Genomic DNA, 26,027 nt, shown 5'->3' on the forward strand with positions numbered 1-26,027 from the left:
TCATCGTTGTCATTGTATCGGCCGGCGGCTGTCCCGAGCCGCATTAGCCATAACTAAAATGATAGCAGATTGGGCGCACCCGAACAATTAATCAGGACAGGCCACGCGCCTGCGACGATCTGGTATCGTCCTTGCCTGTACGGCACCGATTTACCCATCTTTTCCGCGGCTGAACCAACGCAGCGACATGCAGGAGAGCCCTGCATCGATCTTGCCGATTTCCGTGGTCTTAAGCGGCACGACCTTGAAGCCCGCCTTGTCGAGCATGTCGATCGTGCGCGGGAAGTCGGCGCCGACCATGACGACGTCATTGACGCGGAGCGCATTGGCGGCCGCCTCCTCGCCCTCCGGAATGATGACCTGCTTGAATTTCTCGAAGACACCCGAGCGCGCCAGGCGGTTGGTGGAAAGCACGGTTTCGTCGTCGAGCAGCGAGCAATCGGTCTTGAAATGCAAAACGCCCTCGGGCGTCGCGACGATCTCGCTCTCGCGACCGAGCTTATCGAGGCAGCCCTGAAGCGCTTCGGCGCCTGCCTTGTCGGTGCGGGCCGAGAGACCAATCATCACGCTTTCGCGTGTCGTCAGCACGTCGCCGCCATCGGCATAGCCCGTGCCCGGCAGGTCGAGAACGGTGTCGAATATATCGCGCAGCGTCGGCTCGATCTCCTTGGTTTCGTTGACGCGGGTCGCCGCACCTGGACGCAGAAGGATCGCGCCTTCGGTGAAGACCAGCGCCGGGTCCTCGACGAAGATCGAGTCGGGGAAGGCTTCGAGCGCCGGCAGCACCGTCACCTTGACGCCCGCTTCACGCATTGCGTCGATATAGGCGTCATGCTCGGCCTTCACGCCCTCGTAAGTCGGATTGCCGCGATCGTCGGCGCGCAGGCCGTTGACGACGGACTGCGAAGGCGTACGGACAATGATGGAGTTGAACTCGTAGGCGGGGCGTGACTGCGGCATTCTTTGCACCCTTTGGTTTGGACCAACCGTTTCTACTGCATGATTCCTCAAATCGGAATCGATTTGAGGACAAAATCATGCAGCTATTCAAAGTGCTACAGCGACCTTTGCGCGTCTCAAAAGACGCGCGGCGCTGCAATGCCGGACGAGGAAAGGTGTAAAGCGGTTCTTTGGTTGCGGGCGCGGGGCGTGAAAGTTAAATGCCACCCGAAGTATAAGCGCGCGATGACATCGCGACGACACATCCGTCGGCCTCATCTGACTGCGGCCGCAGCCGGTCCCTCCTCACAGCAACGGGAAAATATCGTGAGCCACATTCCCCAGATCGATAATAACACCGCGTCCGATGCGATCCGCGCGGCGCATGACGAAGAGGTCCGCCTTCGCGGGCGGATGACGAATATGAAGCGCACGCTGCTTCATTCACCGACGGCGCACCGCATCTATGCGGAATGGTTCACGCTGCGGGAGGATTGCGGCGGGCCCTGGACGACCGTTCCGTCTGGCTGCTTTGCCACGCGGTTTCCGAGGCCATGCATTCCCGCATCGCGATGGGATTTTTTCGCCGCGCCTTTGCCAATGCGGGAATCGATTTCAAGTCGATCGCACCGAACGAGGACGAGGAGCGCCTGATTGCGTTCGGTCGGGCGATCGTTGCGGATTCCAACAATGTTTCCGCCGCGATATGGGACGGGCTGAAGGCGCGCTACGACGACGCCACGCTCGTCAACCTCGTCGCCTTCGCCGGCATGATGGTCGCGACCGCTTTGTTCAACAATGTCGTCGAAGTCGATTTCGATTCGGAGCTGCTGCCTTACACAGACGCACCATCCGCCTGACGAGGCCATCGTTGGCCGCGGCGTTATTCCGACAATCTGCTCGTGAATGTGGGATTGCCGCGCAGCGTGTTGCTGACGGTGCAGATCTCATTTTCCGCAGCCTCCGCGATCGCATGGCGAACCGTGTCGTCGAAATCGCCGCTGATGGAAAATTCGATGTCGAAGCGTGCGACGCGCGACGGCTCGTCGTGGGCCTTCTCGCCGGTGACCTTCGCGGAGACTTCGGTCAGCCTGTCGAGCACACCGAAGCGGCTTGCGGCAATGCGGGCGCTGAGCACCAGACAGCTCGCAAGCGAAGCATAGAGAAGATCGAGTGGGCCATAGCCCGGTTGTGACGGGCTGGTGACGATATCGAGTTCGCCGCCGGTGACCGATGTCACGTGCGGGAAGCCCGTGCGCCCGACGACGGCGGTCGCGCCCGTCTCCCTCGTCCTTACCTTCAACTCAGCCATTCACCGTCCCCTTCCCGCTGCGCACCCGACCGACGCAATATCGAGGCAAAGCTCCGCTCCCGCAACAACGCCGCGGACCGTATGAGCCCGCGGCGCGATTTGTTCCCGACAAAAAATACGTGGACCGCAAACGATCCGCGCCCGTCGCTTAGTTCTTCTTCACCAGGCGGTAGAAGACGAAGTCGGAAGTGGCGCCGTTGACGTAGCCAGCTACATTGGTCTTCATCGCGACTTGGGTCGCCGCCTGGAACATGATCACGATCGGCGACTTCTCCTGTACTTTCTTCTGCAGGTCGACATACATCGCGTTCCGCTTGGCGGGGTCGGCCTCAGCCTTGGCCGCCTTGGTGGCCGCGTTGAGTTCGGCTGGAACTGCCCAGGAGTTCCGCCAGGTCGTCGTCGACTGGTAGTGATCGTCGGAGTTGTCCTCGTTGAAGGCAAAGGCAGCAGCATTTGAATCGGGATCCATGAAATCGGGGCCCCAATAGAGCAGCATCGCTTCATGGGTGCGGGCCCGATACTTGGTGATCACCTGGCTCCCTGTTCCCGGAATGATCTCGAAATTGATGCCCGCTTCAGCGAAGGAGGCCTGCAGCGACTGCGCCATGTCGGTAAAGGGCGTCGAGTTGATGACGTCGAGCGTCACCTTGATCGGCGTCTTGATGCCGGCGTCGGCAAGGATCTTCTTCGCCTTTTCAACGTCGTAGCCATAGGGCGTCTCGTCGAGCGAGCCGGGGAAGCCTTTCGGCCAGAAGGCCTGGTGTACTTCCATCTGTCCCTTGAGGAAGCTGTCGGTCATGCCCTTGTAGTCGACAAGATAGCGTGCTGCCTCCCAGACGGCTTCCGGCTGCAGGGCGGTGGTCTTCTGGTTGAAGGAGAGGAAGTGAACGGCCGCCTGCGGATAGGACTCGACCTTCATGTTTTCGTTGCCGGTGATGCCGGCGACCTGATCGGGCGTCAGATTCTTCGCCATGTCGACGTCGCCGGTCTCGAGCAGAAGCTGCTGGGTCGCCGCTTCCGCCACATGGCGAATGATCACGCCTTTGATCGCGGGGGCGCCGCCGAAATAGTTCGGGTTGCTCTGGAGGTTCAGGAGTTCGCCGGCGCGGAAGGCGCGCAGTACGAAGGGCCCGGTTCCGGCGGAATTGGCCTTGAGCCAGGCATTGCCGAAGTCGCCGTTCTCTTCGTTCGCCTTGACCGTCTCGGCATCGACGACCGATGCCGGGCGGGCGGCCAGAACGTTGAGCACGAAGGCGGACGAGAAGTCGCCCTCGTATTTGACGACAACCTTGTTGCCGTCGGCGGTCACCATCTTCTCGATGTTTTCCGGCGTCCAGCCAAGCTGTGTCAGGATGAAGGCTGGCGCCTTGTTGAGGGCCACAACGCGCTTGAACGAGTAGACCACGTCTTCCGCGCGCAGAGGATTGCCGGACGAGAAGGTCACGCCGTCACGCAAGGTGAAGGTGATCGTTTTTGCAGCGTCGTCCGCTGTCCACTCGCTGGCGAGGCCGGGCGCGAGCTTTTTAACGTTGGGAGCGTCGTACTGCACCAGGCGGTCATAGGTTTGCGTGACATATTCGCCCGACGAGAACTCATAGGCCTCGGCCGGATCGATGCTGACGATGTCGTCGATGTTCTGGGCGACGACGAGGACATCCGCCGGCGTTTCGGCCAATGCTGCCGGCGAAACGCTGAGCGCCAGTGATGCCGCAAACACCGCGGCCTTAAAGATTTTCATCATCGCTTCTCCTGTTTTCGATGAGACTTGGTTTTTGCGGGTCGTGCCGGTGTTCCCTTGGTCTCGGCACGGCCTGCTTCTTTCGATGCGGCGGTTCGCGGCCGAAAGAGCGGCAGCGTTCCGGTCCAGAGGATGCGCGCGGCCTTGTCGGTCCTGTTCCACCAGTAATGCGGCTGGATTCCCCTGAAATGCAGCCCGTCGCCGTTCGTCAGCGTCGTCTGTTCGCCATCGAGGCCGAAGAGGATCTCGCCATCGAGAACGAAGACGATCTCCTCCCCTTCATGGCTGAACACTTCCGACCGATGGCCCGGCGGGATCGTGATGACGAAGCTCGAAAGCTGGTTGCCGGCAAAATCGGCGCCGATGCGCTCGTAGGCGACCGGCGAGCCACCGACGGAAAAGACCATTCGATCTTCAGCGCGCGAAAGACCGGTGTCGATTGCCGGGGCGAGGATGAAATGGCTGATCTCGGTGTCGAGGCCGCGTGCGATCTGGGCGAGCGTGCCGAGCGAGGGCATGGCGAGATCCCGTTCGACCTGGCTGAGATAGCCGACCGAAACACCAGCCGCGTCGCTCAATTCCTGGAGCGTCATGTGCAACTGCCGCCGGCGCGCACGCACCAGCGCGCCGACCCTCGGCTGCGGCCCGGAATTTGCGCTTCCCTGTGCGGCACGTGCATCGTCCGATACGGTCACGACCGACTCCCCTCGTCAGTAAAATTTTTTTGATCTAAGCAAATTTGTTTATATACTCCAAGCGAATTCTTGCGCTATGGGCGTGGCCCAAACGCAGGGTTATGAGGGATGGAGCCGCCACTTGGCAGATGACAGCACGACCACCGTCGCCGGACCGGCGCGCCGCCGTGGCGCGAGCGTCTCGGGCCATCGCAGGCTTATCGCTGCTGCCGGTTTTCTCGTCACACTGGCCGTAACGTTCCTCGGCCTTCTCGCCATCACCTTTTTCATCGGCCGGATCGTGCCGATCGATCCGGTGCTCGCAGTCGTCGGCGACCGCGCGCCCGCCGCCGTTTATGAGCGGGTGCGCGTGGAAATGGGCCTCGATCGCCCCTTGACGACACAGTTTGTCAGCTATGTCGGCGACGTGCTGACCGGCAATTTCGGCACGTCGGTTTCCACCGGCCGGCCGGTTCTCGAGGATCTTGCCCGTGTCTTCCCGGCGACGCTGGAGATGGCAACGCTCGGCATCATCATCGGCGTCCTGCTCGGTGTCCCCCTCGGCGTCATTGCCGCAAGCCGGCGTGGCTCCTGGCTCGACCAGGCAATCCGCGTCGTCGGCCTGCTCGGCTATTCCGTTCCCGCCTTCTGGCTCGGCCTTGTCGGGCTCGCGGTGTTCTATGCCCGGCTCAACTGGGTCGGAGGGCCCGGCCGCATCGAGATCTTTCTCGACGGTATCGTGCCGCCGGTGACCGGTCTGCTGCTGATCGACAGCATCATCGCCGGCGATTGGGAGGTCTTCGGCAACGCCGTCTGGCACCTGATATTGCCGGCGTCCTGCCTCGGATTCTTCGCGTTGGCCTATATCGCCCGCATGACGCGCTCGTTCATGCTCGACCAGCTGAGCCAGGAATATGTCACGACCGCCCGGGTCAAGGGCGTGCCGGAGCGGTTGGTCATCTGGCGCCATGCGTTCCGGCCGATCCGCGTGCCGCTGATCACCGTCATCGGGCTTTCCTATGCGGGCCTCCTCGAAGGCTCGGTGATGATCGAAACGATCTTCTCCTGGCCCGGCATCGGCAACTATCTGACCGTGGCGCTGCTCAACGCCGACATGTCCGCCGTGCTCGGCTCCACCCTCGTTGTCGGCGCGGTCTTCATCGGCATCAACAAGATTTCGGACGTGCTCTATCGCGTGCTCGATCCGCGTGCGCGCTAGGGAGGTGTGGGACATGGCAACGCTTCGCGACTGGCTGATCGACGACAGCCCCGCTTCCCCGATGCAGGCTCGGCTTGGCCGGCTTTATCGAGTCCTCGGCGCGCTGATGCACAATCCGTTGGCAGTGATCGGGGCGATCATCGTCGCCGCCCTGATCCTCGCAGCACTTTTTGCGCCGTGGCTCGCGACGCACGATCCGCTGCGCCAGGCGCTTGCCGAACGGCTGCTGCCGCCGAGCGCCGCACACTGGATGGGCACGGATGAACTTGGGCGCGATATCTGGTCGCGCGTCGTCTACGGCGCCCGCATCACGCTGGTGATCGTCGCGCTCGTCGCCGTCCTCGCGGCGCCGGCGGGCCTCGTCATCGGCGTCGTCTCCGGCTATTTCGGCGGCTGGATCGATCGCATCCTGATGGGCATCACCGACATCTTCCTGTCGTTACCGAAACTGATCCTGGCGCTCGCCTTTGTCGCAGCGCTCGGACCAGGGATCGAGAACGCCATTATCGCGATTGCGATCACCTCCTGGCCCGGCTATGCCCGCGTCGCGCGGGCCGAAACGCTAACGTTCAAGAATTCCGAGTTCATTGCCGCCGTGCGTCTGCTCGGCGCGTCGAGCCTCAGGGTCAATCTCGGCCATGTGCTGCCGCTTTGCACCTCGTCGATGATCGTCCGCGTCACCCTCGACATGGCCGGCATTATTCTGACGGCGGCCGGCCTCGGCTTCATCGGTCTCGGCGCCCAGCCTCCGCTACCGGAATGGGGCGCGATGATCTCGCGCGGACGCTCCTTCATTCTCGATCAATGGTGGGTCGCCACGATGCCGGGCTTCGCGATCATCCTCGTCAGCCTCGGCTTCTGCTTCCTCGGCGACGGTCTTCGCGACGTGCTCGACCCCAAGAGCGCAGAGCAACGCTGATGAGACCGCTCCTCGAAATCGAAAACCTGCGCGTCACCTTCCCGACGGCACGCGGCGATATTGACGTCGTGCGCGGCGTCTCCCTCACGCTTGGCCGCGAGCGTCTCGGCATCGTCGGCGAAAGCGGCTCCGGCAAATCGATGACCGGCCGCTCGATCCTGAAGCTCGTGCGCGCGCCAGGCTGCGTGACCGCGGACAAGCTCGCCTTCGACGGTATCGATCTCAGCACCCGCTCGGAGAAGCAGATGCGCGCCATCCGCGGCGCTCGCATCTCGATGGTGATGCAGGATCCGAAATTCTCGCTCAATCCGGTGATGACCATCGGCGAGCAGATCGCCGAGGCGCTGCTGACGCACAAACGCCTACCACGACGGGAAGTGAACGCCCGCGTTCACACCATGCTTGAATCGGTGCGCATCACTGACCCGGAACGCGTCGCTCGGCTTTATCCGCACGAGGTTTCCGGCGGCATGGGGCAGCGGGTGATGATCGCGATGATGCTCATTCCGGAGCCGGACCTGCTCATTGCCGACGAGCCGACCTCGGCACTCGACGTCTCGGTCCAGGCACAGGTGCTCGACATCATCGACGAACTCGTCAGGCGCAAGGGCATGGGGCTGATCCTCATCAGCCACGACCTCAATCTCGTCTCGAGTTATTGCGACCGGATCCTGGTGATGAATAGCGGAGAAGTGGTCGAAGAATGCAAGGCCGGCGAATTGATGAACGCCATCCACCCTTATACACGCGGCCTCATCGCCTCCATCCCGCGCCTCGATGAAACAAGGGACGAGCTGCCCGTGCTCGACCGCAGCGCCTGGGCCAAAGCATGACAGCGCTCTCTCTCAAAGACCTCGACATCTCCTACGGCGATACGCAGATCACCCACAAGGTGAGCCTCGACATCGCCGAGGGTGAAAGCTTCGCGCTCGTCGGCGAAAGCGGCTCGGGCAAGTCCACAGTCTTGAAGGCGATCGCCGGGCTCGCGCCTCAATGGACCGGCGAGATCCGCGTTCTCGGCAAAGCGCGTAGCCACGGCGTCGACCGCGACTTCTCGCGAGTCTGCCAGATGGTGTTCCAGGATCCATATGGCTCATTGCATCCGCGCAAGACCGTCGACGCGACGCTTTGCGAGGCACTGACGATCCACGGTATCGGCAACCGGAGCGCCCGTGTCGAGGAGGTCATGGCGTCCGTCGGACTCGACCGGAAATTCCGGTTCCGCTTTCCGCACCAGCTTTCCGGTGGCCAGCGCCAGCGCGTGGCAATTGCCCGTGCGCTGATGCTGAAGCCGAAACTCCTGCTGCTCGACGAGCCGACCTCGGCTCTCGATGTTTCGGTGCAGGCGGAAATCCTCAACCTGCTCAAGCGTCTGCGCCGTGAGCAGAACCTCACCTTCCTGATGGTCACCCACAATCTGCCGGTCGTCTCCTTCCTCTGCGACCGTCTGGCCGTCATGCGCCACGGCCGCATCGTCGAAGTGGCCGGCGTCGACGAGTTGAAGCGAGGTGACCTCAAGGAGCCCTATTCGCGCGAGTTGATGCAGATCAGCGCCGCACACGCCACCTAGATCATTTCATCGTTTCATTGAGACAGTGAAATGACCTAATTTTTTGAAACCACGCAATTTCCGGACGGAAACACGCTTTTCCTGGAATTGCTCCAACCCTCCTCACACAAATCCTCCCAAGGACACAGGATGAATACCGAGCATATCGCCGCCCTGGCGGAATTCGACGCGACCATTGCCAACGACACCGGCGCGGATGCGCCTTATCGCGCGCTGCAGACGCTTAGCCGAAAGCTGATCGGCGCCAAGCTTTTCACGATCATGACGGTGGACATGGCGAACGAGCTGGTGCGCCGCGCCTATACTTCGCATCCGGGCGAGTATCCGGTCTCCGGTACCAAGCCGATCCATTACGATCGCTGGTTCGACACGGTCCACAAGGCACGCGAGACCTTCGTCGCTAATACGATCGCCGACATTTCCACGGTCTTCGGCGACTACGAGACGATCGCCGCACTCGGCTGCGGATCGGTCGTGAACATTCCCGTCGTCGTCGGCGGCGAACTGCTCGGCACCGTCAACTGTCTGGACGTCGAGCATCACTACACGCCGGAAAGGGTCGCGCTCTCGAAGCTCATCGAGATGCCGGCGAAGCTCGCATTCCTCGTAGCCGCGCGGAACGCCGCGAAGTAAGGAGCGGTCGGTCGCTCACCAGACCTTGATCGGCTCGCGGCGCGTTTAATGCATGTCGCCCAAAAGTGTGCAGCGGTTTTGGGACAACGACACGCATAAAAACAAGAACTAAAGCGCGTCGCATCAGTCCGATTGAGCGCGACGCGCTTTAGTCGCGACCCCTCTGCCTCGGTCGTCCGGATTATTGTCGCGCCGACGCGTCAGGCGGATTCCGGCGGAATGACCCCCTTGGTGAAGAGGAAGCAGCCGTAGAAACGCGTCTCGCCCGTGGTGATGACGCAATAGGCTTTCTTCGCCTCCTCGTAGAAGGCGAAGCGCTCGATGCCGTACATCGGTGCCGGCTTGCCCTCGGCGCGATCGATTTCGGCCTGAACCTCCCGCTGCACTGCCGGAAGCTCGTCTGGCGCGCCCATAACTTCCATGCGCCCGGCCGAGGGCTGCAGCGGTGTGTCGAGCGGCAATACCGACAGAACCGCCTTCACGGCGCGCGCGGCGGAGACATTGTCGATGTGCAGCAATTTTCCGAGCGTCGTCTGCCGCGCGATCGCGTCGGACGGGAAATTGGTGTCCGAGATGACCAGCGTGTCGCCGTGACCCATAGAGCGCAGCGCGTGCAACACGTCGGCGTTGAGAGTCGGGTCGATATTCTTGAGCATTCCTGTCCTCCCCCTGCATGATTCCTTGAGATCGAAACGGATCTAACGACAGAATCATCCTGCAATTCAACGTGCTGCAGCAACTTTGCGCATCCGATCGAACGCGCGGCGCTGCGCGCGCCTGATGCCGGACTTCCGGCGGCGCACGGCCGCATCAGGCCGATTCCAGCGTCGGTCGTCAACAGGTTGTTCGGATTTCCCCGCTCTTTAGGCCGCGTTCCCCGCCCGAAGGATGCCTGATCCCCTACTCGCCGTAGGGAATCCAGATGTTCTTGACGTCGACGGCGCGGCGCAGGAAAGCCGGGCCTTCGGCAGCCGTCCGGTCCATCCAGTCGATCGCTTTGCCGTAGTCGACAAAGGTTCGCTTGAGGTTGCCGACGGAGAGCTTCTCGACCAGCGTCGAGAGTTCCGGCGTCCCGAAGGCCCAAAGTGCATCGACGTCGTTGTGGGCAGCAAGTGTCTTGGCGAGCTCGATCGCCGATCCGGTGACGATATTGATAACGCCGGCCGGCACATCCGATGTTTCGAGCACGGAATAGAAATCCGTTGCCGCCAGCGGATGCTGTTCGCTCGGAACGGCAACGACGCGGTTGCCGACGGCGATCAGCGGCGCGACGAGGCTGATGAAGCCAAGCAGCGGCGCTTCGGGCGGGCAGATGACGCCAACGACACCCTGAGGCTCCGGCATCGCCAGCGCGACGCCGCGGAAAGGCGGCTGGTGCACGACGCCCTCGTACTTGTCCGCCCAGGCACCATAGGTGAAGAGACGCGCGATCGCAGCGTCGACCTCGGCCCTGGCACCGGCTGCTGTGGCACCGGTCATGGCTGAGATGCGATCGGCGAATTCCACCGCGCGGCCGCTCAAGTTTTCGGCGATGTAATAGAGGATCTGTGCCCGGTTATGCGTCGTTGCGGAAGACCAGGCCGATGCGGCCTGCGCCGCGACGACGGCGTTGCGGATATCCTTGCGGTTGCCTTCGCCGACCTCGCCGATCACCTTACCCTTGGAGGAAAGCACCGGCCGCGAATAGTTTCCATCCGGCCGCGCCTGCTTGCCGCCGATGAAGAGCTTTGCGGTGCGGTCGAGCACCGGCACGGAGAAGTCGCCCGCGGCCGCTTTCAGGGCCGGCTCGGCCGGGGCGGACCGGAGCTTGCGCCCGGTCCAGGCCTTCGGCTTCAGATATTCATAGCAGCCCTCGCGCCCGCCTTCACGGCCGAAGCCGGACTCGCGTTTTCCGCCGAAGCCGGCCGCCGCGTCGAAGAGATTCGTGGCATTGACCCAGACGACGCCGGCCGCAAGCTTCGCGGCAACATGCAAAGCGAGCCCGATCGTTTCACTCCAGACGCTGGCGGCAAGGCCGTAGCGCGAATGATTGGCGAGCTGGATCGCCTCTTCCGACGTGCGGAAGGTCATCGAAACCGCCACCGGCCCGAAGATCTCCTCGGTGGCCACGATGGAGGTCGGCTGGACATTGGTGAGCAGCGTCGGCGGATAGAAGCTGCCGCCTTTCGGCAGCTCGATTTTGGGCTGATGCAGCGACGCGCCCTCGGTCACACCCTGGGCGACTAGGCTTTCGATCCGCTGCAACTGCACCGGCGCGACGATTGCCGCCATGTCGATCGCCTTGTCCAGCGGATGACCGACGCGCAGGGTCGCCATGCGTCGTTTCAGCCGCTCATAAAACAATGGTGCCACGCCCTCCTGGACGAGCAGGCGCGAACCGGCGCAGCAGACCTGGCCCTGGTTGAACCAGATGGCATCGACCACGCCTTCGACCGCGCCATCGATATCGGCATCGTCGAAGATAATGAAGGGCGACTTGCCGCCGAGCTCGAGCGTCAGCGACTTGCCGGTTCCGGCGGTCTTCTCGCGGATGAGGCGGCCAACCTCGGTCGAACCGGTAAAGGCGATCTTGTCGATATCCTCATGCTCGACGATCAGCGCGCCGGTTTCGCCCTCGCCCGTCACCACATTCAGGACGCCTGGCGGCAGCCCGGCCGCGGCGGCAAGGTCGGCGAAGAGAAGCGCCGTCAACGGCGTGAATTCGGCCGGCTTCAAGATCACGGTGTTGCCGAGTGCCAGCGCCGGCGCGACCTTCCAGGCCAGCATCAGGAAGGGGAAGTTCCACGGGATGACCTGGCCGACGACGCCGACCGACACCTGATCGGCGAACTCGGTCTCCTGGAGCTGCGCCCAGCCGGCATGGTGGTAGAAGTGACGGGCGGCCAGCGGGATGTCGATGTCGCGCGTCTCGCGGATCGGCTTGCCGTTGTCGATCGCTTCGACCACTGCGATCAGACGCGCGTGGCGCTGGATCATGCGTGCCAGTGCATAAAGGTGACGCGCACGCGCATGGCCGGGCAACTTTGCCCATGCGCTCTGCGCCTTGCGGGCGGCGGCAACCGCGCTGTTGACGTCTTCGCGTCCACCGAGCGCGATCTTGGCGAGCAAGGCGCCGGTCGCAGGCTCGTATGTATCGAACGTCTTTCCAGACGCTGACGCGACGAAGGCGCCATTGATGAAGTGACCGAACTCGCCCTTGTGGCGTGCGAGCCATTCGCGTGCTTCGGTGTCGGCCTCGGGTGCGGGACCATAGGACATTTCGTCAAAATACCTAGCGACGGTCATCGGGATTATCCTATCGGGTGTCTGTTGAGGGCCGAGTAGGCGCCGCTGACGTGGTGTTCGAGCTGGCGCTCGATATCGGCAAGCAAGCTCGACGCCCCTACGCGGAAGAGGTCCGGCTCCAGCCATCCACGGCCGAGCTCGTCCTTCATGAGGAACTGATAGTTCAGCACGTCCTTGGCCGCCGAGATGCCGCCGGCCGGCTTGTAACCCACTTTGAGGCCCGTACGCTCCTGATAGGCGCGGATCATCCTGAGCATGACGAGCGTCACGAGCAGCGTCGCGTTGACACCCTCCTTGCCGGTCGAGGTCTTGATGAAGTCGGCGCCGGCCATCATGCAGACCAGCGATGCGCGCGCGACATTGCGCAGCGTCTTGAGATCGCCGGTCGCCAGGATCGCCTTGACATGGGCGTCGCCGCAAGCCGCGCGGAAATCGCGCATTTCGTCGTAAAGCGCCTGCCAATTGCCGGTCAGCACATGCTCGCGCGTGATGACGATATCGATCTCACGCGCGCCATCGGCGACCGAGGCCTCGATTTCCTTCAGTTTTACGTCATGCGGCACGAGACCCGCCGGAAAGCCGGTGGAGACGGCGGCGACAGGGATACCGGAGCCATCGAGCGCCTCGACGGCCGTCGAAACGAAGCGATGATAGACGCAGACCGCACCGGTCGTGATGCCGCGATTGCCCATGCCGAGCGCCTCGAGAATGTCCTGACGGACCGGCTGGCGCGCCTTGGCGCAGAGCCGCTTGACGCGCTCCGTCGTGTCGTCGCCATTGAGCGTGGTGAGATCGATGCAGGTCACGGCCTTGAGCAACCAGGCGGCCTGGGCGTCCTTCTTGACGGTACGCCGCCCCGGCAGCGTCGCAACGCGCCGCTCGGCCGCCGACAGATTGACGCGCTGATCGACCACCCAGGAACGGTCGAGCTCGATGCCATCGTTGCGCGGCCAATTGTGACCGACGCCGGCGGTCGCAGCGGATGCCGCCGCCGTGCTCTTCACAGCAAGGTCTTCCAAACGACTACTCCTCGTATCGCCGATGTCGCCCTTGAGCGCGCATCTTCGCAGCTTTTGTCCGCCTTGGCGATATTGTTATCTTTCTATCTATTTATGTTAAAATTTCACCAAACATTCCATCTGTCAAGCAAAGAGCCGCGTCCGCGAAACGCCCTATGCGACCGCCGTCTCGCCGTCTTCCGTGATGATCGCCCGAAAGGCGCCCGTTGGCGCGAAAAAGGCCGGCTTCAGCTTGCCGATCTTGCTGCGATCGACGACGAGGTAATTTTCTCGGGCGAGCGAGATCACCTTCTGCTTGATCGGTACCTCGTGGAAATGGACGCAGGTCGCACCTCGCTGTTGGTCGATCCCGGCGGCAGAGAGAAACGCGACGTTGATGCCAAGCCGATCAAGCGTCTCCAGGCCGGAATCGCCTGAGAAGGATGCCGACGACGGATGATAAAGCCCACCCAGCATGACGATCCGCACATTGGGTTTCCGGGTCAGGCGGTCGGCCGCATTCAACGAATAACAGACTGCGGTTATTGCATAATTTTCCGGAATCAGATCGACAAGATATTCAAGCGTCGTACCGCAATCGATGAAGATCGTCTCATCGGGACGAATATATCGTGCGGCGTGGACGCAGGCCTCGCGCTTGGCGGCGGCGTGGCTGTCGGCCGCGCGCGCAAGTTCATAGGGCATGTCGCTCTCGATATCGGCCGCGGGAACGATGTGCCCCCCGAGATAGCCGAAAAGCCCAGGATTGTCGGCAATGTCGCGGCGCACCGTCATTTCCGATACGCCAAGCAGTGCGGCGGCCTCTTTCAGATGCAGCACCCGCCGCGCCGAAAGCGCGTCGGTCAAGGTCGAGATACGTGTCGACTTGCGGTTGGCCATCGATCCCCGATTTCGCAATCCAGCATGTCAGCGGAAGCCGCTCGAAGCAATATTTGTGAGAATTATCACAGAAGCAATCCCGCGGGCAAGCGGCCTCACAACCGGCTCACTTGAACGCGGATCCTAGAGGCGCAGAACGTCCTTCAGATCACCGCTTTTCTTCGCTCGGAGATCGAGGTCGGCCTCGATGTGATCGATATGTTCGAGCATCAGCCTGCAGGCAGCTTCGACATCTCCGTTCTCCAACGCGTCGATGATCTGATGATGCTCGGCATGACCACAACTTGAGACCACGGACTGGCCGTAAAGCGCAATCACCAGCGAGGAACGCGCAACGAGTTCGTCCATGAAACGCTGGAGAATGGCATTTCCAGTGATCGCCGCGAGTGCCAGGTGAACGTCACCGGAAGCCTTGATCTCAGCCCGGCGTGCCGACGGGCCACGCTCACTCGTCAGCCGCTCCTCTTCGGCAAGCAGCGCACGCAACTCCTTGATATGTCGCTTCTCCAGATGACGGGCCGCCTCGCGTAAAAGGCCCGGCTCGATAAGCCGGCGCGTCGCGAATATCTGCTGCGCCTCGGCGACCGAGGGATAGGCGACGAAGGCGCCGCGATTCTTCTCGACCGTGACGAGCCCTTCATAGGAAAGCGCCTGGAGGGCGGCGCGCACGACCGTGCGGCTGACGTTGAATAGGCCGCCGACATCGTTTTCTGATAGCTTTGTCCCAGGCGCGAGGCGCCGCTCGACGATAGCGTCACGGATCGAGTCGCGGATATGGGAGGCACCGATTTCGATGGCGTTTTCGGAAGCGGCGAGGTTTGATGAGGTCATGAGGCTGGGAATCCGGACAATGCAGACACTGTAGCGTGACAAAAGCGGGAAGTTAACAGCCATTCGCACACAAATATTTTTGATATTGTATACAATTGCCTCAGTTATTGGCGACAACCGCCTATAAAATGTGCAACCGATCAGGCCAAAGCTGCCGGCGGATCGCGGCATCCGAAAACGTGGCCATGAAATCAGGCCTTTAGCGAACTGGCACGCTGGATGCTTCTCTCCTTTTCGCAAGGAGAAAAATCGGGCATGTCCAAAGCAGCAGAGATCGATATCGCTTCCGTTTCCAAGGTCTACGGCGCGACCACCGCCGTCCATGCCATCAGCCTGAAGATTCCAGCCGGCAGTTATTGTTGCTTCCTCGGACCTTCCGGCTGCGGCAAGACATCGACGCTGCGCATGATTGCCGGTCACGAGAGCATTTCGTCCGGCGACATTCGCCTCGGCAACTCCGTGGTCACGGATTTTCCGCCGGCCAAACGCGGCACGGCGATGATGTTCCAGTCCTATGCGCTGTTCCCGCATCTCGATCTCGTCGACAACGTCGCCTTCAGCCTGAAGATGAAGGGCGTCGAGAAGGACGAGCGCCGGGCGAAGGCGCTGGAAATGCTCAAGCTGATGCAGATGGAGGCCTACGCGACGCGCCGCCCGGCGCAGCTTTCCGGCGGCCAGCAACAGCGCGTGGCGCTTGCCCGGGCGCTGATCACCGATCCGGAGGCGCTACTGCTCGACGAACCGCTTTCCGCGCTCGATCCCTTCCTGAAGATTCGGATGCGGGCGGAACTGAAGAAGCTGCAAAAGACGCTCGGCATCACCTTCGTGCACGTGACCCACAGCCAGGAAGAAGCGATGGCGCTCGCCGACCTGATCGTCATCATGAACAACGGCCGGATCGAGCAGGCGGCCAAGCCACGGACCGTCTTCGAGAAGCCGGCGACCGCCTTCGTCGCCCGCTTCATGGGCGACCATAACGTGCTTTCGGGCCGGGTAACGAAGATCGAAGACGGCATCGTGACGCTTGAGGTGCCTGAGGGCCAGATCTTCAAAGTGCGCGATATCGCGCAGGAGGTGGGCAAGCCGATTGACATCGGCATCCGCACCGACCGCGTGCGTCTCCAGCCGGCCTCGGAAAAGTCGCTCGGCTTCCAAGGCGTCGTCTCGAATGTCGAATATCGCGGCGCTTCCGTGAAGATCACCGTGCTCGGCGCCGGTAGCGACGACTTCACCGTGATCGTCTCCGACGCGGACTATTTCAAGAAACCGGTATCCGTCGGCGATGCGGTGTCCTTGAGCTGGGCCTTGGAGGACGTGATCCCTCTCGGCCGTCTTTCAGCATAGCGGGACGAGAAAGCTGCGAAGCGTTTCGCCCGCGTCTTGCTCAAAACCAACCACCAACCACCAAGAAGGGGAACTGCGCATGACAACCGAAGCCAATTCACTGAAAGCTCAAAAGGGTATCTCCCGTCGCTCGCTGCTTAAGACGGGCGCTGCCGCCGTCGGCGCCATCGCCGGATCCGGCGCCATCACCGGCTTCCCGACCATCTGGGCGCAGAACCCGATCACGCTCCGCCAGTTCGGCACCGGCGTTTCGAACATCAACGCGATCGCCGAGAAGTGCAAACAGGACCTCGGCATCACGCTCGAAATGACGGCGACCGACTCCGACGCCGCCGCCCAGCGCGCCGTCACCCAGCCGGACTCCTACGACATCGCCGATATCGAATACTGGATCGCCAAGAAGGTCTACCCGAGCGGCGTCATGCAGCCGATGGATGTCTCGAAGATCAAGTATTACGACAAGATCGTGCCGCTCTTTATCAACGGCAAGCTTAAGCCCGACAGCGTGATAGCCCAGGGCACCGCGCCGCACACGGTCGGCTTCGTCGAAGCGCAGGACTCCAAGACCTTCGTCAAGGAGCCGACGCAGTGGATGACCCTCATCCCGACCATCTACAATGCCGACACGCTCGGCATCCGTCCGGACCTCGTCGGCCGCGAGATCACCACCTGGGCCGACATCATGGATCCGGCCTTCAAAGGTAAGGCGGCGATCCTCAACATCCCGTCGATCGGCATCATGGATGCCGCGATGATCATGGAGGCGATGGGCAAGATCAAATATGCCGACAAGGGCAACATGACGACGGACGAGATCGACCAAACGATCGATTTCCTCATCAAGGCCAAGCAGGACGGCCAATTCCGCGCCTTCTGGAAGTCCTTCGACGAGAGCGTCAACCTGATGGCCTCGGGCGAGGTCGTCATCCAGTCCATGTGGTCGCCGGCGGTCGCCGCCGTCCGCTCGAAGGGGATTGCCTGCAAGTACCAGCCGCTGAAGGAGGGCTATCGCGCCTGGGGCGGCGGCCTCGGCCTCGCCGCCCACTTGCAGGGCGCGCAGCTCGATGCGGCCTATGAATACATCAATTGGTATCTCTCCGGCTGGGTCGGCGCCTATCTCAACCGCCAGGGTTACTATTCCGCCGCCATGGAGACGGCAAAAGCGCATATGTCCGAGGACGAGTGGGGCTTCTGGGTCGAGGGCAAGCCGGCAAAGGGCGACATCCTCTCTCCAGAGGGCAAGGTCATGGAAAAGGCCGGCGCCGTCCGCGACGGCGGCTCGTTCGAGGAACGCATGGGCAAGGTCGCGTGCTGGAACTCCGTGATGGACGAGGACCGCTACATGGTTCGCCGCTGGAACGAGTTCATCGCGGCGTAAGGATTACGCTTAAGAGATTTGCCTCTCACCTTAGCCTTCTCCCCGCTCGCGGGGAGAAGGGACGGGCGCGCCGCCATGTCTCTCCTCGGGGGCGAGGGACAAGGAGGCCGCCGCAAGTCCCTTCTCCCCGCGAGCGGGGAGAAGGGACCGGCAGGCGGATGAGGGGCAGTCTCCAAGCCAAGATTGGAAGAGGATTGAGTATGACAGCCATCACAACCTCAGGCGAGATCAAGGCGAGCAAGGCACCACGCTCCCTCGCCGCACCACAATGGCTGATCGCTTATCTCCAAGCGACACCCCTCCTCCTGATCCTCGGCTTCTTCTTCATCCTGCCGATCCTGACCATCTTCGTCGTCAGTTTCTGGGACTACGACTTCGCGGGCCTCTACCCCGATTTCCTGACAATGAACTACACCGACACTCTCGGCTCGTGGGTGACGTGGAAGACCTATCTCAACACGCTGAAATTCACCGCGATCACCTGGGCGCTGACGCTCGTGATCGGCTTCTGGGTCGCCTATTTCCTCGCCTTCCACATCCGCACGACGACGATGCAGATGGTGCTTTTCCTCGTCTGCACCGTGCCGTTCCTCACCTCCAACATCATCCGTATGATCTCCTGGATCCCGGTTCTCGGTCGCAACGGCCTCGTCAACTCGACACTGATCGAACTCGGCATCATCCCTGAGCCGATCGAATGGCTGCTCTATTCCGATTTCGCCGTCGTTCTCGCCATGGTGCATCTCAACACGCTGTTCATGGTGACGCCGATCTTCAACACGCTGATGCGCATCGACCGCTCGCTGATCGAAGCCGCGCGCGACTGCGGCGCGACTGGTTGGCAGATCCTCTGGAACGTCATTCTGCCTTTGGCAAAGCCCGGCATGGCAATCGGCTCGATCTTCGTCGTGACGCTGGTGATGGCGGATTTTTCCACCGTGCAGGTCATGTCCGGCGGGCAGAGCGCATCGGTGGCGCTGATGATGAAGAACCAGATGTCGCTGCTGCAGTATCCGGCGGCAGCCGCCAACGCCGTCGTGCTGCTGATCGTCGTGCTTTTGATGGTCGCCGCGATCCTCCGGGTCGTCGATATCCGCAAGGAGCTCTGAGATGAGCCACGAAAGACGGACCTTGGAATTCTATGTGCTGGCGGCCTTCTTTGCGCTGTTCGTGCTGTTCCTTTACGGACCGTTGTCAGCGGTCCTGATCCTCTCCTTCCAGGGGCCGGACGGCGGTCTCACTTTTCCGCTGAACGGGGTTTCGACGCGCTGGTTCTACAACCTCTTCGAAAAGCAGGCTGTTGGCGATTTCGGCGCCTCGTTTCGCCGGTCCTTCACGCTCGGGCTTATGGTCATGATCGTCAACGTCGTCGTGGCGCTCTTGGCGGGGCTCGCCTTCCGCCACCGCTTCCGCGGTTCGACGATGCTCTTCTACGTGACGGTCGCAAGCCTCGTCGTGCCCTCGATCATCATTTCGCTCGGCATCGGCGCCGTCTTCCAGCAGTTCGGGCTGAAGCCCGCCTGGTATTCTTCAGGCTTCGGCGCGCATCTCACCTGGACACTGCCCTTCGGCGTCCTCATCATGTTCGCGGTCTTCAACCGCTTCTCGCCCGCCTATGAGGAAGCCGCCCGCGACCTCGGCGCAACGCCATGGCAGACCTTCCGTCATGTCGTACTGCCGATGATCGCGCCGAGCCTGATCGGCGTCGGTCTCTTCGGCTTTACCCTCTCCTATGACGAGTTCGCCCGCACGCTGATGACGTCCGGCAGCTACAATACGCTGCCGCTCGAAATCTACGGCATGACAACCAACGTGACGACGCCGGTGCTCTACGCCCTCGGCACGGTCACGACACTCTTCTCCTTCACCATCATCCTCGTCGCGCTCGCCATCATCCTCGTGCTCAGGCGCCGGCAGGCAAAGATAAGCTGACATCCATGCGCATTCTGATCGTCAATCCGAACACCACCATCTCGATGACGGAAAAGGCTGCGCAAGCAGCGCGCGCCGTCGCCGGACATGGGACGGAAATCGTCGCGGCAACCTCCAAGAACGGTCCGGCCTCGATCGAGGGGCACTATGACGGCGCAATCGCCGTGCCAGGCCTGCTTCTCGAAATCCGCGCGGCACAGGTAGCCGGCGCCGACGCCGCCATCATCGCCTGTTTCGATGACACCGGCCTCGAGGCCGCGCGCACCCTCGCCGAGATTCCCGTGCTGGGGCTTTGCGAATCCGCCGTGATAACGGCCGCGCTTCTGGCCCAACGCTTCACCGTCGTCACCACGCTGGAGCGCTCCCGCGTTCTCATCGAAAACCTCGTCGTGCGCTACGGCATGGGTGGCCGCGCAAAGGTTCGCGCCGCCGATATTCCGGTGCTCGACCTCGAGGACAACGCGTCCGGCGCACTCGTCAAGCTTAAGCGCCAGATCGAACTCGCGCTTGCCGAGGACGGAGCCGAGGCGATCGTTCTCGGCTGCGCCGGCATGGCCGATCTGGCGCGGACCCTGCAGCGCGAATACGGCGTGCCGGTCGTCGATGGCGTCTCGGCGGCGGTCAAGCAAGCGGAGGCGCTCGTCTCGCAGGGCCTTACGACCAGCAAGCGCGGCTCCTATGCCGCGCCGCTTGCAAAACCCTATACCGGATCGATGCAGGCCTTCGCGCCGGAATCAGCCGGCCCCTGAGCCCCGCCCCGTCAATCGCTCCGGTTGCAGCGCCGCTCGAGTGGCATCTGCCGCCGCTTTGCCGCATGCGTGATTGACAAGCCGGCGGGAAGGTTGACAAAGTGACGCTCAATCGAGACGGGCAGCATTGGGGAGGACTTATGTCTATGCGCGCGTTTGTCGGCCTTTCCACCCTTCTTTTTACGCTCGTCTCCCTCGGCTCGCCTGCCGCCGCGGCTGAAACGAACCGCACAGTCGAGATCACGCAGGACGGCGACTATTTCGGATTCGATCTCCGCACCGAGCAGAACGTCTCGCTTCAGCAGTGCGAGACCGCCTGCATCGCCGACCAGGCCTGCCGCGCTTTCACCTACAATCCAAAGGTGAAGTGGTGCTTCCTGAAAGCCGACTTCAATCAGTTGAACACCTTCAAGGGGGCGATCGCCGGCAAGGTCGTCGAGACCGGCGGCGACGAGCCCGATATCGGCGCGCCGCCGCGCCTCTCTTTCATCTCAGACGATCTTTGGCAGCAGGCGCGTGACGTCAAGGCGAACCTTGCGCTCACGGAGGATCAGCAAGGTTTCGGCGTCAACGGCCTGATCGAAGCAGCGCGGAGCGAGTTGACAGCGGGCAACATCGAGAACGCCCTGAAGGGCTTTCGCGGGGCGCTGGCGATTACGCCGGACGACGGCGAATTGTGGCTGGAGACGGCGCGTGCAGCCAACCGGATCACCGGCAACACTGAGATCGCCGGCCAGGCAGCGCTTGCCGCCCTCAACGGCTATCAACTGACCCGCACGACCCAGAGCCGGGCAGACGCGCTCGCAGTTCTCGCCAAATCGCTCGAAAACACGGAGAACTATCGCGCCGCGCTCAACGCCTACAAGGCGAGCCTCGAACTCGTGCAGGCGAAGACGGTCGAAACGGCCTATCTCGACCTCAGGGCGCGGCAGGGTTTCCGCGTCACTGAACACACGATCGACGCCGACAGCGCCAGCCCGCGCGCCTGCGTCCAGTTCTCCGAGCAGCTTGTCAAGAATGGAGCGGACTATGCCTCATTCGTCACTCTCGACGGCAAGGCCCCCAAGGCGGTCGAGGCCAAGGGCAACGAGATCTGCGTCGAGGGCCTGTCCCATGGGCAGCGCTACAAGCTTGTGCTGAGACAGGGCCTGCCCTCCTCCGTCGACGAAGTCATCGAAACGCCCGTCAGCCTCGATATCTATGTGAAGGATCGCTCGCCGATGGTGCGCTTCACCGGCGACAGCTTCGTGCTGCCGTCGACCGCACGGCGCGGTATTCCGATCGTCTCGGTCAACACCGAGAGCGCCAACCTCAAGCTCTATCGCATCGGTGATCGCGGCATCTCTTCGCTGCTGACGAGCTCGCAGTTCCTGACGCAGATCGACGGCTACAGCGAAGAGCGCATCAAGGACGAGAGCGGCGAACTGGTCTGGCAGGGCAGCATCGACATCGCCACCGAACTCAACAAGGAAGTGGTGACCAGCTTCCCGGTGGATGAAGCGTTGCCTCAACGCAAGCCCGGCGTCTACGTGCTGACGGCAGTCTCGGCGACCGGCCTCAGTCAGGATTGGGACGCCCGCGCCACCCAGTGGTTCGTGGTCTCCGACATCGGCATCTCGACCTACGCCGGCACGGATGGGCTCACTGTCTTTGCCCGTTCGCTCGCCACCGCCAAGCCGCTCGACGGCGTCGAACTGCAACTCATTGCGAAGAACAATGAAGTGCTGGGCACCGCAACGAGCGATGCGGAGGGCAAAGCGACATTTGCCGCCGGCCTGATGCGCGGCACGGCGAGCATGACGCCCGCCGTCATCACCGCGAAGAAGAGCGAGGCGGATTACGTCTTCCTCGACATGACTCGCGCCGGCTTCGATCTTTCCGACCGCGGTGTCACCGGCCGTGCGGCGCCCGGCGCGATCGACCTTTTCGCCTGGACCGAACGCGGCATCTATCGCGTCGGCGAGACGGTGCATGCGGCAGCGCTTGCCCGCGACGTGAACGGCGCGGCGATCGAGAACTTGCCGCTCACCTTCGTGTTCCTGCGCCCGGATGGCGTCGAGGACCGGCGTATGGTCAGCAATGGCGGCAAGCTCGGCGGCCACACGCTCGACCTGCCGATTCCGGAAAACGCAATGCGCGGCACCTGGACCATGCAGATCTTCGCCGATCCGAAAGGGGCCGCGATCGGCGAAAAGCAATTCCTCGTCGACGACTTCGTACCGGACCGCACCGAGTTCGATCTGACGAGCGAGGCAAAGGAGATCACTATTGGCACGCCGGTGCAGGTCGCGGTCGATGGCCGCTTTCTCTATGGCGCACCCGCGGCCGGGCTGACGCTCGATGGCGAAGTCTCGATCAAGCCGACGCGCGAGAGCGCCGCCTTCAAGGGGTACTTCTTCGGCCTTGCCGACGAGGAGGCGAGCGAAGACACGCGCCTGCCGCTCGAGGCGTTGGAGCCGCTGGACGAGAACGGCAAATCCGTTTTTGACGTCGATCTGACCGAGGTTCCCTCGACGACACAATTGCTCAATGCCAATGTCACCGTGCGCATGCGGGAAGCCGGTGGCCGCGCCGTGGAGCGTTCGCTGACACTGCCGGTCAAGCCGGAAGGGCCGATGGTCGGCATCAAGCCGGAATTTTCGGGCGACCTTGCCGAAAACTCGGTCGGGCGGTTCCACGTGATTGCGGTCGGGGAGGACGGCGCGAAAATACCGATGCCGGGCCTTCTCTGGAAGCTGATCAGCGTCGAACGCAATTACCAATGGTATCGGGACGGGAGTGCCTGGAAATACGAGCCGGTCATCTCCACGAAACAGGTGGCGAACGGCACCGTCGACGTGACCGCAGACGGTGCCGAGATCGCCGTGCCCGTCGGCTGGGGTCGCTACCGCCTCGAGATCGAGACGGCTGCGATCGACGGTCCTGCCTCCAGCGTCGAGTTCGAAGCCGGCTGGTATGTCGAAGCAAGCTCGACCGAAACGCCGGACGGGCTCGAGATCGCGCTCGACAAGGAGAACTACGCGATCGGCGAGACTGCGAGACTCAAGGTCTCACCGCGCTTTGCTGGCGAATTGCTAATCACGGTCGGCACGGAAAGCCTGATCACGACGAAGACGGCGACGATTGCCGAGACGGGCGGCGAGGTGGAATTGCCCGTGACCGCCGAGTGGGGTGCCGGCGCTTATATTACCGCGACGCTTTATCGGCCTGGTGATGCCCAGGAAAGCCGCATGCCGATGCGAGCCATCGGCGTCAAGTGGCTCGCCGTCGATCCGGCGGAGCGCAAGCTAGCGGTCGCGCTCGATGCGCCGGAGACGGCGCAACCGCGCCGGCCCCTTGATATCAACCTCAAGGTGCGAGGGGCAGGCGCGAACGAGGACGCTTACGTCACAATCGCCGCCGTCGATGTCGGCATTTTGAACCTCACGCGCTATGAAGCACCCGATCCGGACGGCTGGTACTTCGGCCAAAGGCAGCTCGGCCTCGAAATCCGCGACCTCTACGGACGCTTGATCGACGGCTCGCTCGGCGCCACCGGCCGGTTGCGCACCGGCGGCGACGGCGGGCAAATGCCGCTGCAGGGCAGCCCGCCGACCGAAAAGCTGGTTGCCTTCTTCTCAGGACCGGTGAAGCTCGATGCCGACGGAGAGGCGAAGGTCAGCTTCGATATCCCGCAGTTCAACGGCACGGCGCGAGTCATGGCCGTTACCTGGACGAAATCCGGCGTCGGCCATGCGGCCAAGGACGTCGTGATCCGCGATCCGGTCGTGGTGACCGCAAGCCTGCCGAAGTTCCTGGCTCCCGGAGACCGCACCGAACTGAGACTCGACATCGCCAACACTGATGCACCTGCCGGCGACTACCAATTGCAGGTGACGACCAACGGCCCCGTAACGGTGGAGCAGACCGGCGCCGAAACCGTGCATCTTGACGCCGGCGCCAAGACCGCCGTGACGCTGCCGCTGACGGGCCAATATCCCGGAAACGGGGTCGTCACCGTGGCACTTTCCAACGCCTCCGGCCTGTCGATCGAGCAGGCGCTGGACGTTCCGGTCCGCCCGGCCGCCTTGCCGGTCACCCAGCGGCAGGTGGTCAACATCGCCGCCGGCAGCAGCCTGACGGTGGATGATCAGTTGCTTGCCGACAGTTTGCTGCAGGGTGCGTCCGTCAGCCTCAACGTCACGCGCTCGGCCGCCTTCGATATTCCGGCACTCTTGATGACGCTCGACCGCTATCCCTATGGCTGCGCGGAACAGACGACGAGCCGTGCCCTACCTCTGCTCTATCTTAGCGAACTCGCGAAACAGTCCGGCCTTGCCGACGATGGCGAGGTGACGAAGCGCGTGCAGGAAGCGATCTACAGCGTGCTCGCCTACCAATCCTCCTCCGGCAGCTTCGGCCTCTGGAGCCCCGGTTCAGGCGATCTCTGGCTCGACGCCTATGTGAGCGATTTCCTGACGCGGGCGCGCGAGCAGAAATATGACGTGCCCGAACAGGCGATGGTGCAGGCGCTCGAGAATCTCCAGAATGCGCTGAGCTACGAAACCAACGTCAAGGACCGCGGCAACGAGATCGCCTATGCGCTCTATGTGCTCGCCCGCAATCGCAAGGCCGCGATCAGCGACCTTCGCTATTACGCCGACACGATGCTCGACGATTTCCCGACGCCGCTCGCCAAGGCGCATATCGCCGCGGCACTGGCGCTCTACGGCGATGCGGCGCGCTCGCAGGATATCTTCGCGGCATCCTTGAACATGTCGACCGGTTCCGGTCTCGTCAAAGTCAGCCTTGCCCGGTCCGACTATGGCTCGTCGCTGCGCGACGACGCCGCTGTGGTGGCACTCGCGGCCGAAAGCCGCCCCGTCCCGCCGATCATTCCGGAGCTTTCCAAAATCGTCGCGCGGGAGTGGCAGCAGGCGCAATATACGAGCACGCAGGAACAGACCTGGATGCTGCTCGCGGCACGCGCGATCCAGGGCGGCGACGAGGATATGAAACTCGACATCAACGGCGCGGCGCGCACCGGGAGCTACGCCGCTCGCATCACCGGGGATGCCCTCATCGAGCACCCGGTCGTCATTCGCAACAACGGTGCCGACGCGGTCTCCGCCGTGGTGACGACCGTTGCCGCCCCGGCTCAGCCGTTGTCGGCCGGCGGTGATGGCTTCACGATCGAGCGCACCTACTACACGCTCGACGGCGCCGAGGCCAATGTCAGCGAAGCGCGGCAGAACGAGCGTTATGTCGTCGTGCTCAAGGTCACCGAAAGCAACGACTGGCCGTCGCGCGTGCTGATCAACGATCTGTTGCCGGCCGGTTTCGAGATCGACAATCCGAGCCTTGTCGACAGCGCGCAGCTCACGAACTTCGAATGGATCGGCGAGGTGGAGGCCGCCCATACCGAGTTCCGCAGCGACCGCTTTGTGGCGGCCTTCGATCGGTTGACCGGCGACAACCGGGAGATCACGCTTGCCTATGTGGTGCGCGCGGTAACGCCCGGCACCTATGACCATCCGGCCGCAAGCGTCGAGGACATGTACCGGCCGCAGTTCTCGGCGCGCACCGCGACCGGGCGCATGGAGGTGCTGGCAGCCCAGTAAGACGCG

At 62.6% G+C, this 26,027-nt stretch carries 20 protein-coding genes and 1 pseudogene; 12 read left to right on the forward strand and 9 right to left on the reverse strand.

Features of this window, described 5'->3' with window-relative positions; translation table 11 throughout:
• Positions 1 to 150: 150 nt before the first annotated feature.
• The gene (locus PZN02_RS24015) at positions 151 to 960 is read right to left on the reverse strand and encodes a dimethylarginine dimethylaminohydrolase family protein (RefSeq protein WP_280663137.1); all 810 of its coding nucleotides are present in this window, start codon (positions 958 to 960) and stop codon (positions 151 to 153) included.
• Positions 961 to 1,266: 306 nt separating this feature from the next.
• Here PZN02_RS24015 and PZN02_RS24020 point away from each other — a divergent pair.
• Positions 1,267 to 1,799 (forward strand): annotated as a pseudogene (locus PZN02_RS24020) (carboxymuconolactone decarboxylase family protein).
• Positions 1,800 to 1,822: 23 nt separating this feature from the next.
• Here PZN02_RS24020 and PZN02_RS24025 read toward each other — a convergent pair.
• The 3 genes from PZN02_RS24025 to PZN02_RS24035 all read right to left on the reverse strand — a co-directional run bounded on the left by PZN02_RS24025 (position 1,823) and on the right by PZN02_RS24035 (position 4,684).
• Positions 1,823 to 2,251, reverse strand: a complete 429-nt coding sequence (locus PZN02_RS24025; RefSeq protein ID WP_280663138.1) for an OsmC family protein — start codon at positions 2,249 to 2,251, stop codon at positions 1,823 to 1,825.
• Between the two features lie 148 nt (positions 2,252 to 2,399).
• On the reverse strand, positions 2,400 to 3,989 hold the full coding sequence (locus tag PZN02_RS24030; RefSeq protein WP_280663253.1) for an ABC transporter substrate-binding protein: 1,590 nt from the start codon (positions 3,987 to 3,989) through the stop codon (positions 2,400 to 2,402).
• Positions 3,989 to 4,684 carry a helix-turn-helix domain-containing protein gene (locus PZN02_RS24035; RefSeq protein WP_280663139.1) on the reverse strand — a complete coding sequence of 232 codons (696 nt, stop codon included), beginning with the start codon at positions 4,682 to 4,684 and terminating at the stop codon, positions 3,989 to 3,991. Before PZN02_RS24035 ends, PZN02_RS24030 begins: the two co-directional genes overlap by 1 nt.
• A 121-nt stretch (positions 4,685 to 4,805) precedes the next feature.
• Here PZN02_RS24035 and PZN02_RS24040 point away from each other — a divergent pair, with 121 nt between their 5' ends.
• From PZN02_RS24040 to PZN02_RS24060, 5 genes are all read left to right on the forward strand, one after another.
• Entirely contained in the window at positions 4,806 to 5,882 is a 1,077-nt protein-coding gene (locus PZN02_RS24040) for an ABC transporter permease (RefSeq protein ID WP_425336348.1), read from the forward strand.
• 13 nt (positions 5,883 to 5,895) lie between these two features.
• Positions 5,896 to 6,801 carry an ABC transporter permease gene (locus PZN02_RS24045; protein ID WP_280663140.1) on the forward strand — a complete coding sequence of 302 codons (906 nt, stop codon included), beginning with the start codon at positions 5,896 to 5,898 and terminating at the stop codon, positions 6,799 to 6,801.
• A complete protein-coding gene (locus PZN02_RS24050; protein WP_280663141.1) occupies positions 6,801 to 7,634 on the forward strand; it encodes an ABC transporter ATP-binding protein in 834 nt (277 codons plus the stop codon). The genes PZN02_RS24045 and PZN02_RS24050 overlap by 1 nt, the downstream gene beginning before the upstream one ends.
• Positions 7,631 to 8,371 (forward strand): ABC transporter ATP-binding protein, encoded by a 741-nt coding sequence (locus PZN02_RS24055; RefSeq protein WP_280663142.1) that lies wholly within the window; start codon positions 7,631 to 7,633, stop codon positions 8,369 to 8,371. The genes PZN02_RS24050 and PZN02_RS24055 overlap by 4 nt, the downstream gene beginning before the upstream one ends.
• Positions 8,372 to 8,500: 129 nt before the next feature.
• The gene (locus PZN02_RS24060; RefSeq protein WP_280663143.1) at positions 8,501 to 9,004 is read left to right on the forward strand and encodes a GAF domain-containing protein; all 504 of its coding nucleotides are present in this window, start codon (positions 8,501 to 8,503) and stop codon (positions 9,002 to 9,004) included.
• A gap of 200 nt (positions 9,005 to 9,204) precedes the next feature.
• On the opposite strand, the gene PZN02_RS24065 is transcribed toward PZN02_RS24060, so the two are convergent.
• The 5 genes from PZN02_RS24065 to PZN02_RS24085 form a co-directional block, all read right to left on the reverse strand.
• On the reverse strand, positions 9,205 to 9,660 hold the full coding sequence (locus PZN02_RS24065; RefSeq protein WP_280663144.1) for an RbsD/FucU family protein: 456 nt from the start codon (positions 9,658 to 9,660) through the stop codon (positions 9,205 to 9,207).
• Between the two features lie 244 nt (positions 9,661 to 9,904).
• A complete protein-coding gene (locus PZN02_RS24070; RefSeq protein ID WP_280663145.1) occupies positions 9,905 to 12,289 on the reverse strand; it encodes an aldehyde dehydrogenase family protein in 2,385 nt (794 codons plus the stop codon).
• A gap of 5 nt (positions 12,290 to 12,294) precedes the next feature.
• On the reverse strand, positions 12,295 to 13,308 hold the full coding sequence (gene deoC / locus PZN02_RS24075) for a deoxyribose-phosphate aldolase (RefSeq protein WP_280663146.1): 1,014 nt from the start codon (positions 13,306 to 13,308) through the stop codon (positions 12,295 to 12,297).
• Positions 13,309 to 13,461: 153 nt separating this feature from the next.
• Positions 13,462 to 14,187 (reverse strand): DeoR family transcriptional regulator, encoded by a 726-nt coding sequence (locus tag PZN02_RS24080; protein ID WP_280663147.1) that lies wholly within the window; start codon positions 14,185 to 14,187, stop codon positions 13,462 to 13,464.
• 123 nt (positions 14,188 to 14,310) lie between these two features.
• Positions 14,311 to 15,018: a GntR family transcriptional regulator gene (locus tag PZN02_RS24085; protein ID WP_280663148.1), complete on the reverse strand. Its 708-nt coding sequence runs from the start codon at positions 15,016 to 15,018 to the stop codon at positions 14,311 to 14,313.
• A 255-nt stretch (positions 15,019 to 15,273) separates the two neighbouring features.
• Between PZN02_RS24085 and PZN02_RS24090 the strand changes: the two genes are divergently transcribed.
• The 6 genes from PZN02_RS24090 (at position 15,274) to PZN02_RS24115 (ending at position 26,021) form a co-directional block, all read left to right on the forward strand.
• A complete protein-coding gene (locus PZN02_RS24090; RefSeq protein WP_280663149.1) occupies positions 15,274 to 16,362 on the forward strand; it encodes an ABC transporter ATP-binding protein in 1,089 nt (362 codons plus the stop codon).
• Between the two features lie 79 nt (positions 16,363 to 16,441).
• The gene (locus PZN02_RS24095) at positions 16,442 to 17,740 is read left to right on the forward strand and encodes an ABC transporter substrate-binding protein (RefSeq protein ID WP_280663150.1); all 1,299 of its coding nucleotides are present in this window, start codon (positions 16,442 to 16,444) and stop codon (positions 17,738 to 17,740) included.
• A gap of 200 nt (positions 17,741 to 17,940) precedes the next feature.
• A complete protein-coding gene (locus tag PZN02_RS24100; protein ID WP_280663151.1) occupies positions 17,941 to 18,849 on the forward strand; it encodes an ABC transporter permease in 909 nt (302 codons plus the stop codon).
• 1 nt (position 18,850) lies between these two features.
• Positions 18,851 to 19,672 (forward strand): ABC transporter permease, encoded by an 822-nt coding sequence (locus PZN02_RS24105; protein WP_280663152.1) that lies wholly within the window; start codon positions 18,851 to 18,853, stop codon positions 19,670 to 19,672.
• A 5-nt stretch (positions 19,673 to 19,677) separates the two neighbouring features.
• The gene (locus tag PZN02_RS24110; protein ID WP_280663153.1) at positions 19,678 to 20,421 is read left to right on the forward strand and encodes an aspartate/glutamate racemase family protein; all 744 of its coding nucleotides are present in this window, start codon (positions 19,678 to 19,680) and stop codon (positions 20,419 to 20,421) included.
• Between the two features lie 146 nt (positions 20,422 to 20,567).
• Entirely contained in the window at positions 20,568 to 26,021 is a 5,454-nt protein-coding gene (locus PZN02_RS24115; protein WP_280663255.1) for an alpha-2-macroglobulin family protein, read from the forward strand.
• Positions 26,022 to 26,027 lie beyond the last annotated feature (6 nt).

This window comes from Sinorhizobium garamanticum, assembly GCF_029892065.1.
GTDB classification, from domain to species: Bacteria; Pseudomonadota; Alphaproteobacteria; order Rhizobiales; family Rhizobiaceae; genus Sinorhizobium; species Sinorhizobium garamanticum.

Coding starts and splice junctions, on each gene's coding strand:
- PZN02_RS24015 (WP_280663137.1), bottom strand. CDS start 960: ATGCCGCAGTCACGCCCCGCCTACGAGTTCAACTCCATCATTGTCCGT.
- PZN02_RS24025 (WP_280663138.1), bottom strand. CDS start 2,251: ATGGCTGAGTTGAAGGTAAGGACGAGGGAGACGGGCGCGACCGCCGTC.
- PZN02_RS24030 (WP_280663253.1), bottom strand. CDS start 3,989: ATGAAAATCTTTAAGGCCGCGGTGTTTGCGGCATCACTGGCGCTCAGC.
- PZN02_RS24045 (WP_280663140.1), top strand. CDS start 5,896: ATGGCAACGCTTCGCGACTGGCTGATCGACGACAGCCCCGCTTCCCCG.
- PZN02_RS24050 (WP_280663141.1), top strand. CDS start 6,801: ATGAGACCGCTCCTCGAAATCGAAAACCTGCGCGTCACCTTCCCGACG.
- PZN02_RS24055 (WP_280663142.1), top strand. CDS start 7,631: ATGACAGCGCTCTCTCTCAAAGACCTCGACATCTCCTACGGCGATACG.
- PZN02_RS24060 (WP_280663143.1), top strand. CDS start 8,501: ATGAATACCGAGCATATCGCCGCCCTGGCGGAATTCGACGCGACCATT.
- PZN02_RS24065 (WP_280663144.1), bottom strand. CDS start 9,660: ATGCTCAAGAATATCGACCCGACTCTCAACGCCGACGTGTTGCACGCG.
- PZN02_RS24070 (WP_280663145.1), bottom strand. CDS start 12,289: ATGACCGTCGCTAGGTATTTTGACGAAATGTCCTATGGTCCCGCACCC.
- PZN02_RS24080 (WP_280663147.1), bottom strand. CDS start 14,187: ATGGCCAACCGCAAGTCGACACGTATCTCGACCTTGACCGACGCGCTT.
- PZN02_RS24085 (WP_280663148.1), bottom strand. CDS start 15,018: ATGACCTCATCAAACCTCGCCGCTTCCGAAAACGCCATCGAAATCGGT.
- PZN02_RS24090 (WP_280663149.1), top strand. CDS start 15,274: ATGTCCAAAGCAGCAGAGATCGATATCGCTTCCGTTTCCAAGGTCTAC.
- PZN02_RS24095 (WP_280663150.1), top strand. CDS start 16,442: ATGACAACCGAAGCCAATTCACTGAAAGCTCAAAAGGGTATCTCCCGT.
- PZN02_RS24100 (WP_280663151.1), top strand. CDS start 17,941: ATGACAGCCATCACAACCTCAGGCGAGATCAAGGCGAGCAAGGCACCA.
- PZN02_RS24105 (WP_280663152.1), top strand. CDS start 18,851: ATGAGCCACGAAAGACGGACCTTGGAATTCTATGTGCTGGCGGCCTTC.
- PZN02_RS24110 (WP_280663153.1), top strand. CDS start 19,678: ATGCGCATTCTGATCGTCAATCCGAACACCACCATCTCGATGACGGAA.
- PZN02_RS24115 (WP_280663255.1), top strand. CDS start 20,568: ATGCGCGCGTTTGTCGGCCTTTCCACCCTTCTTTTTACGCTCGTCTCC.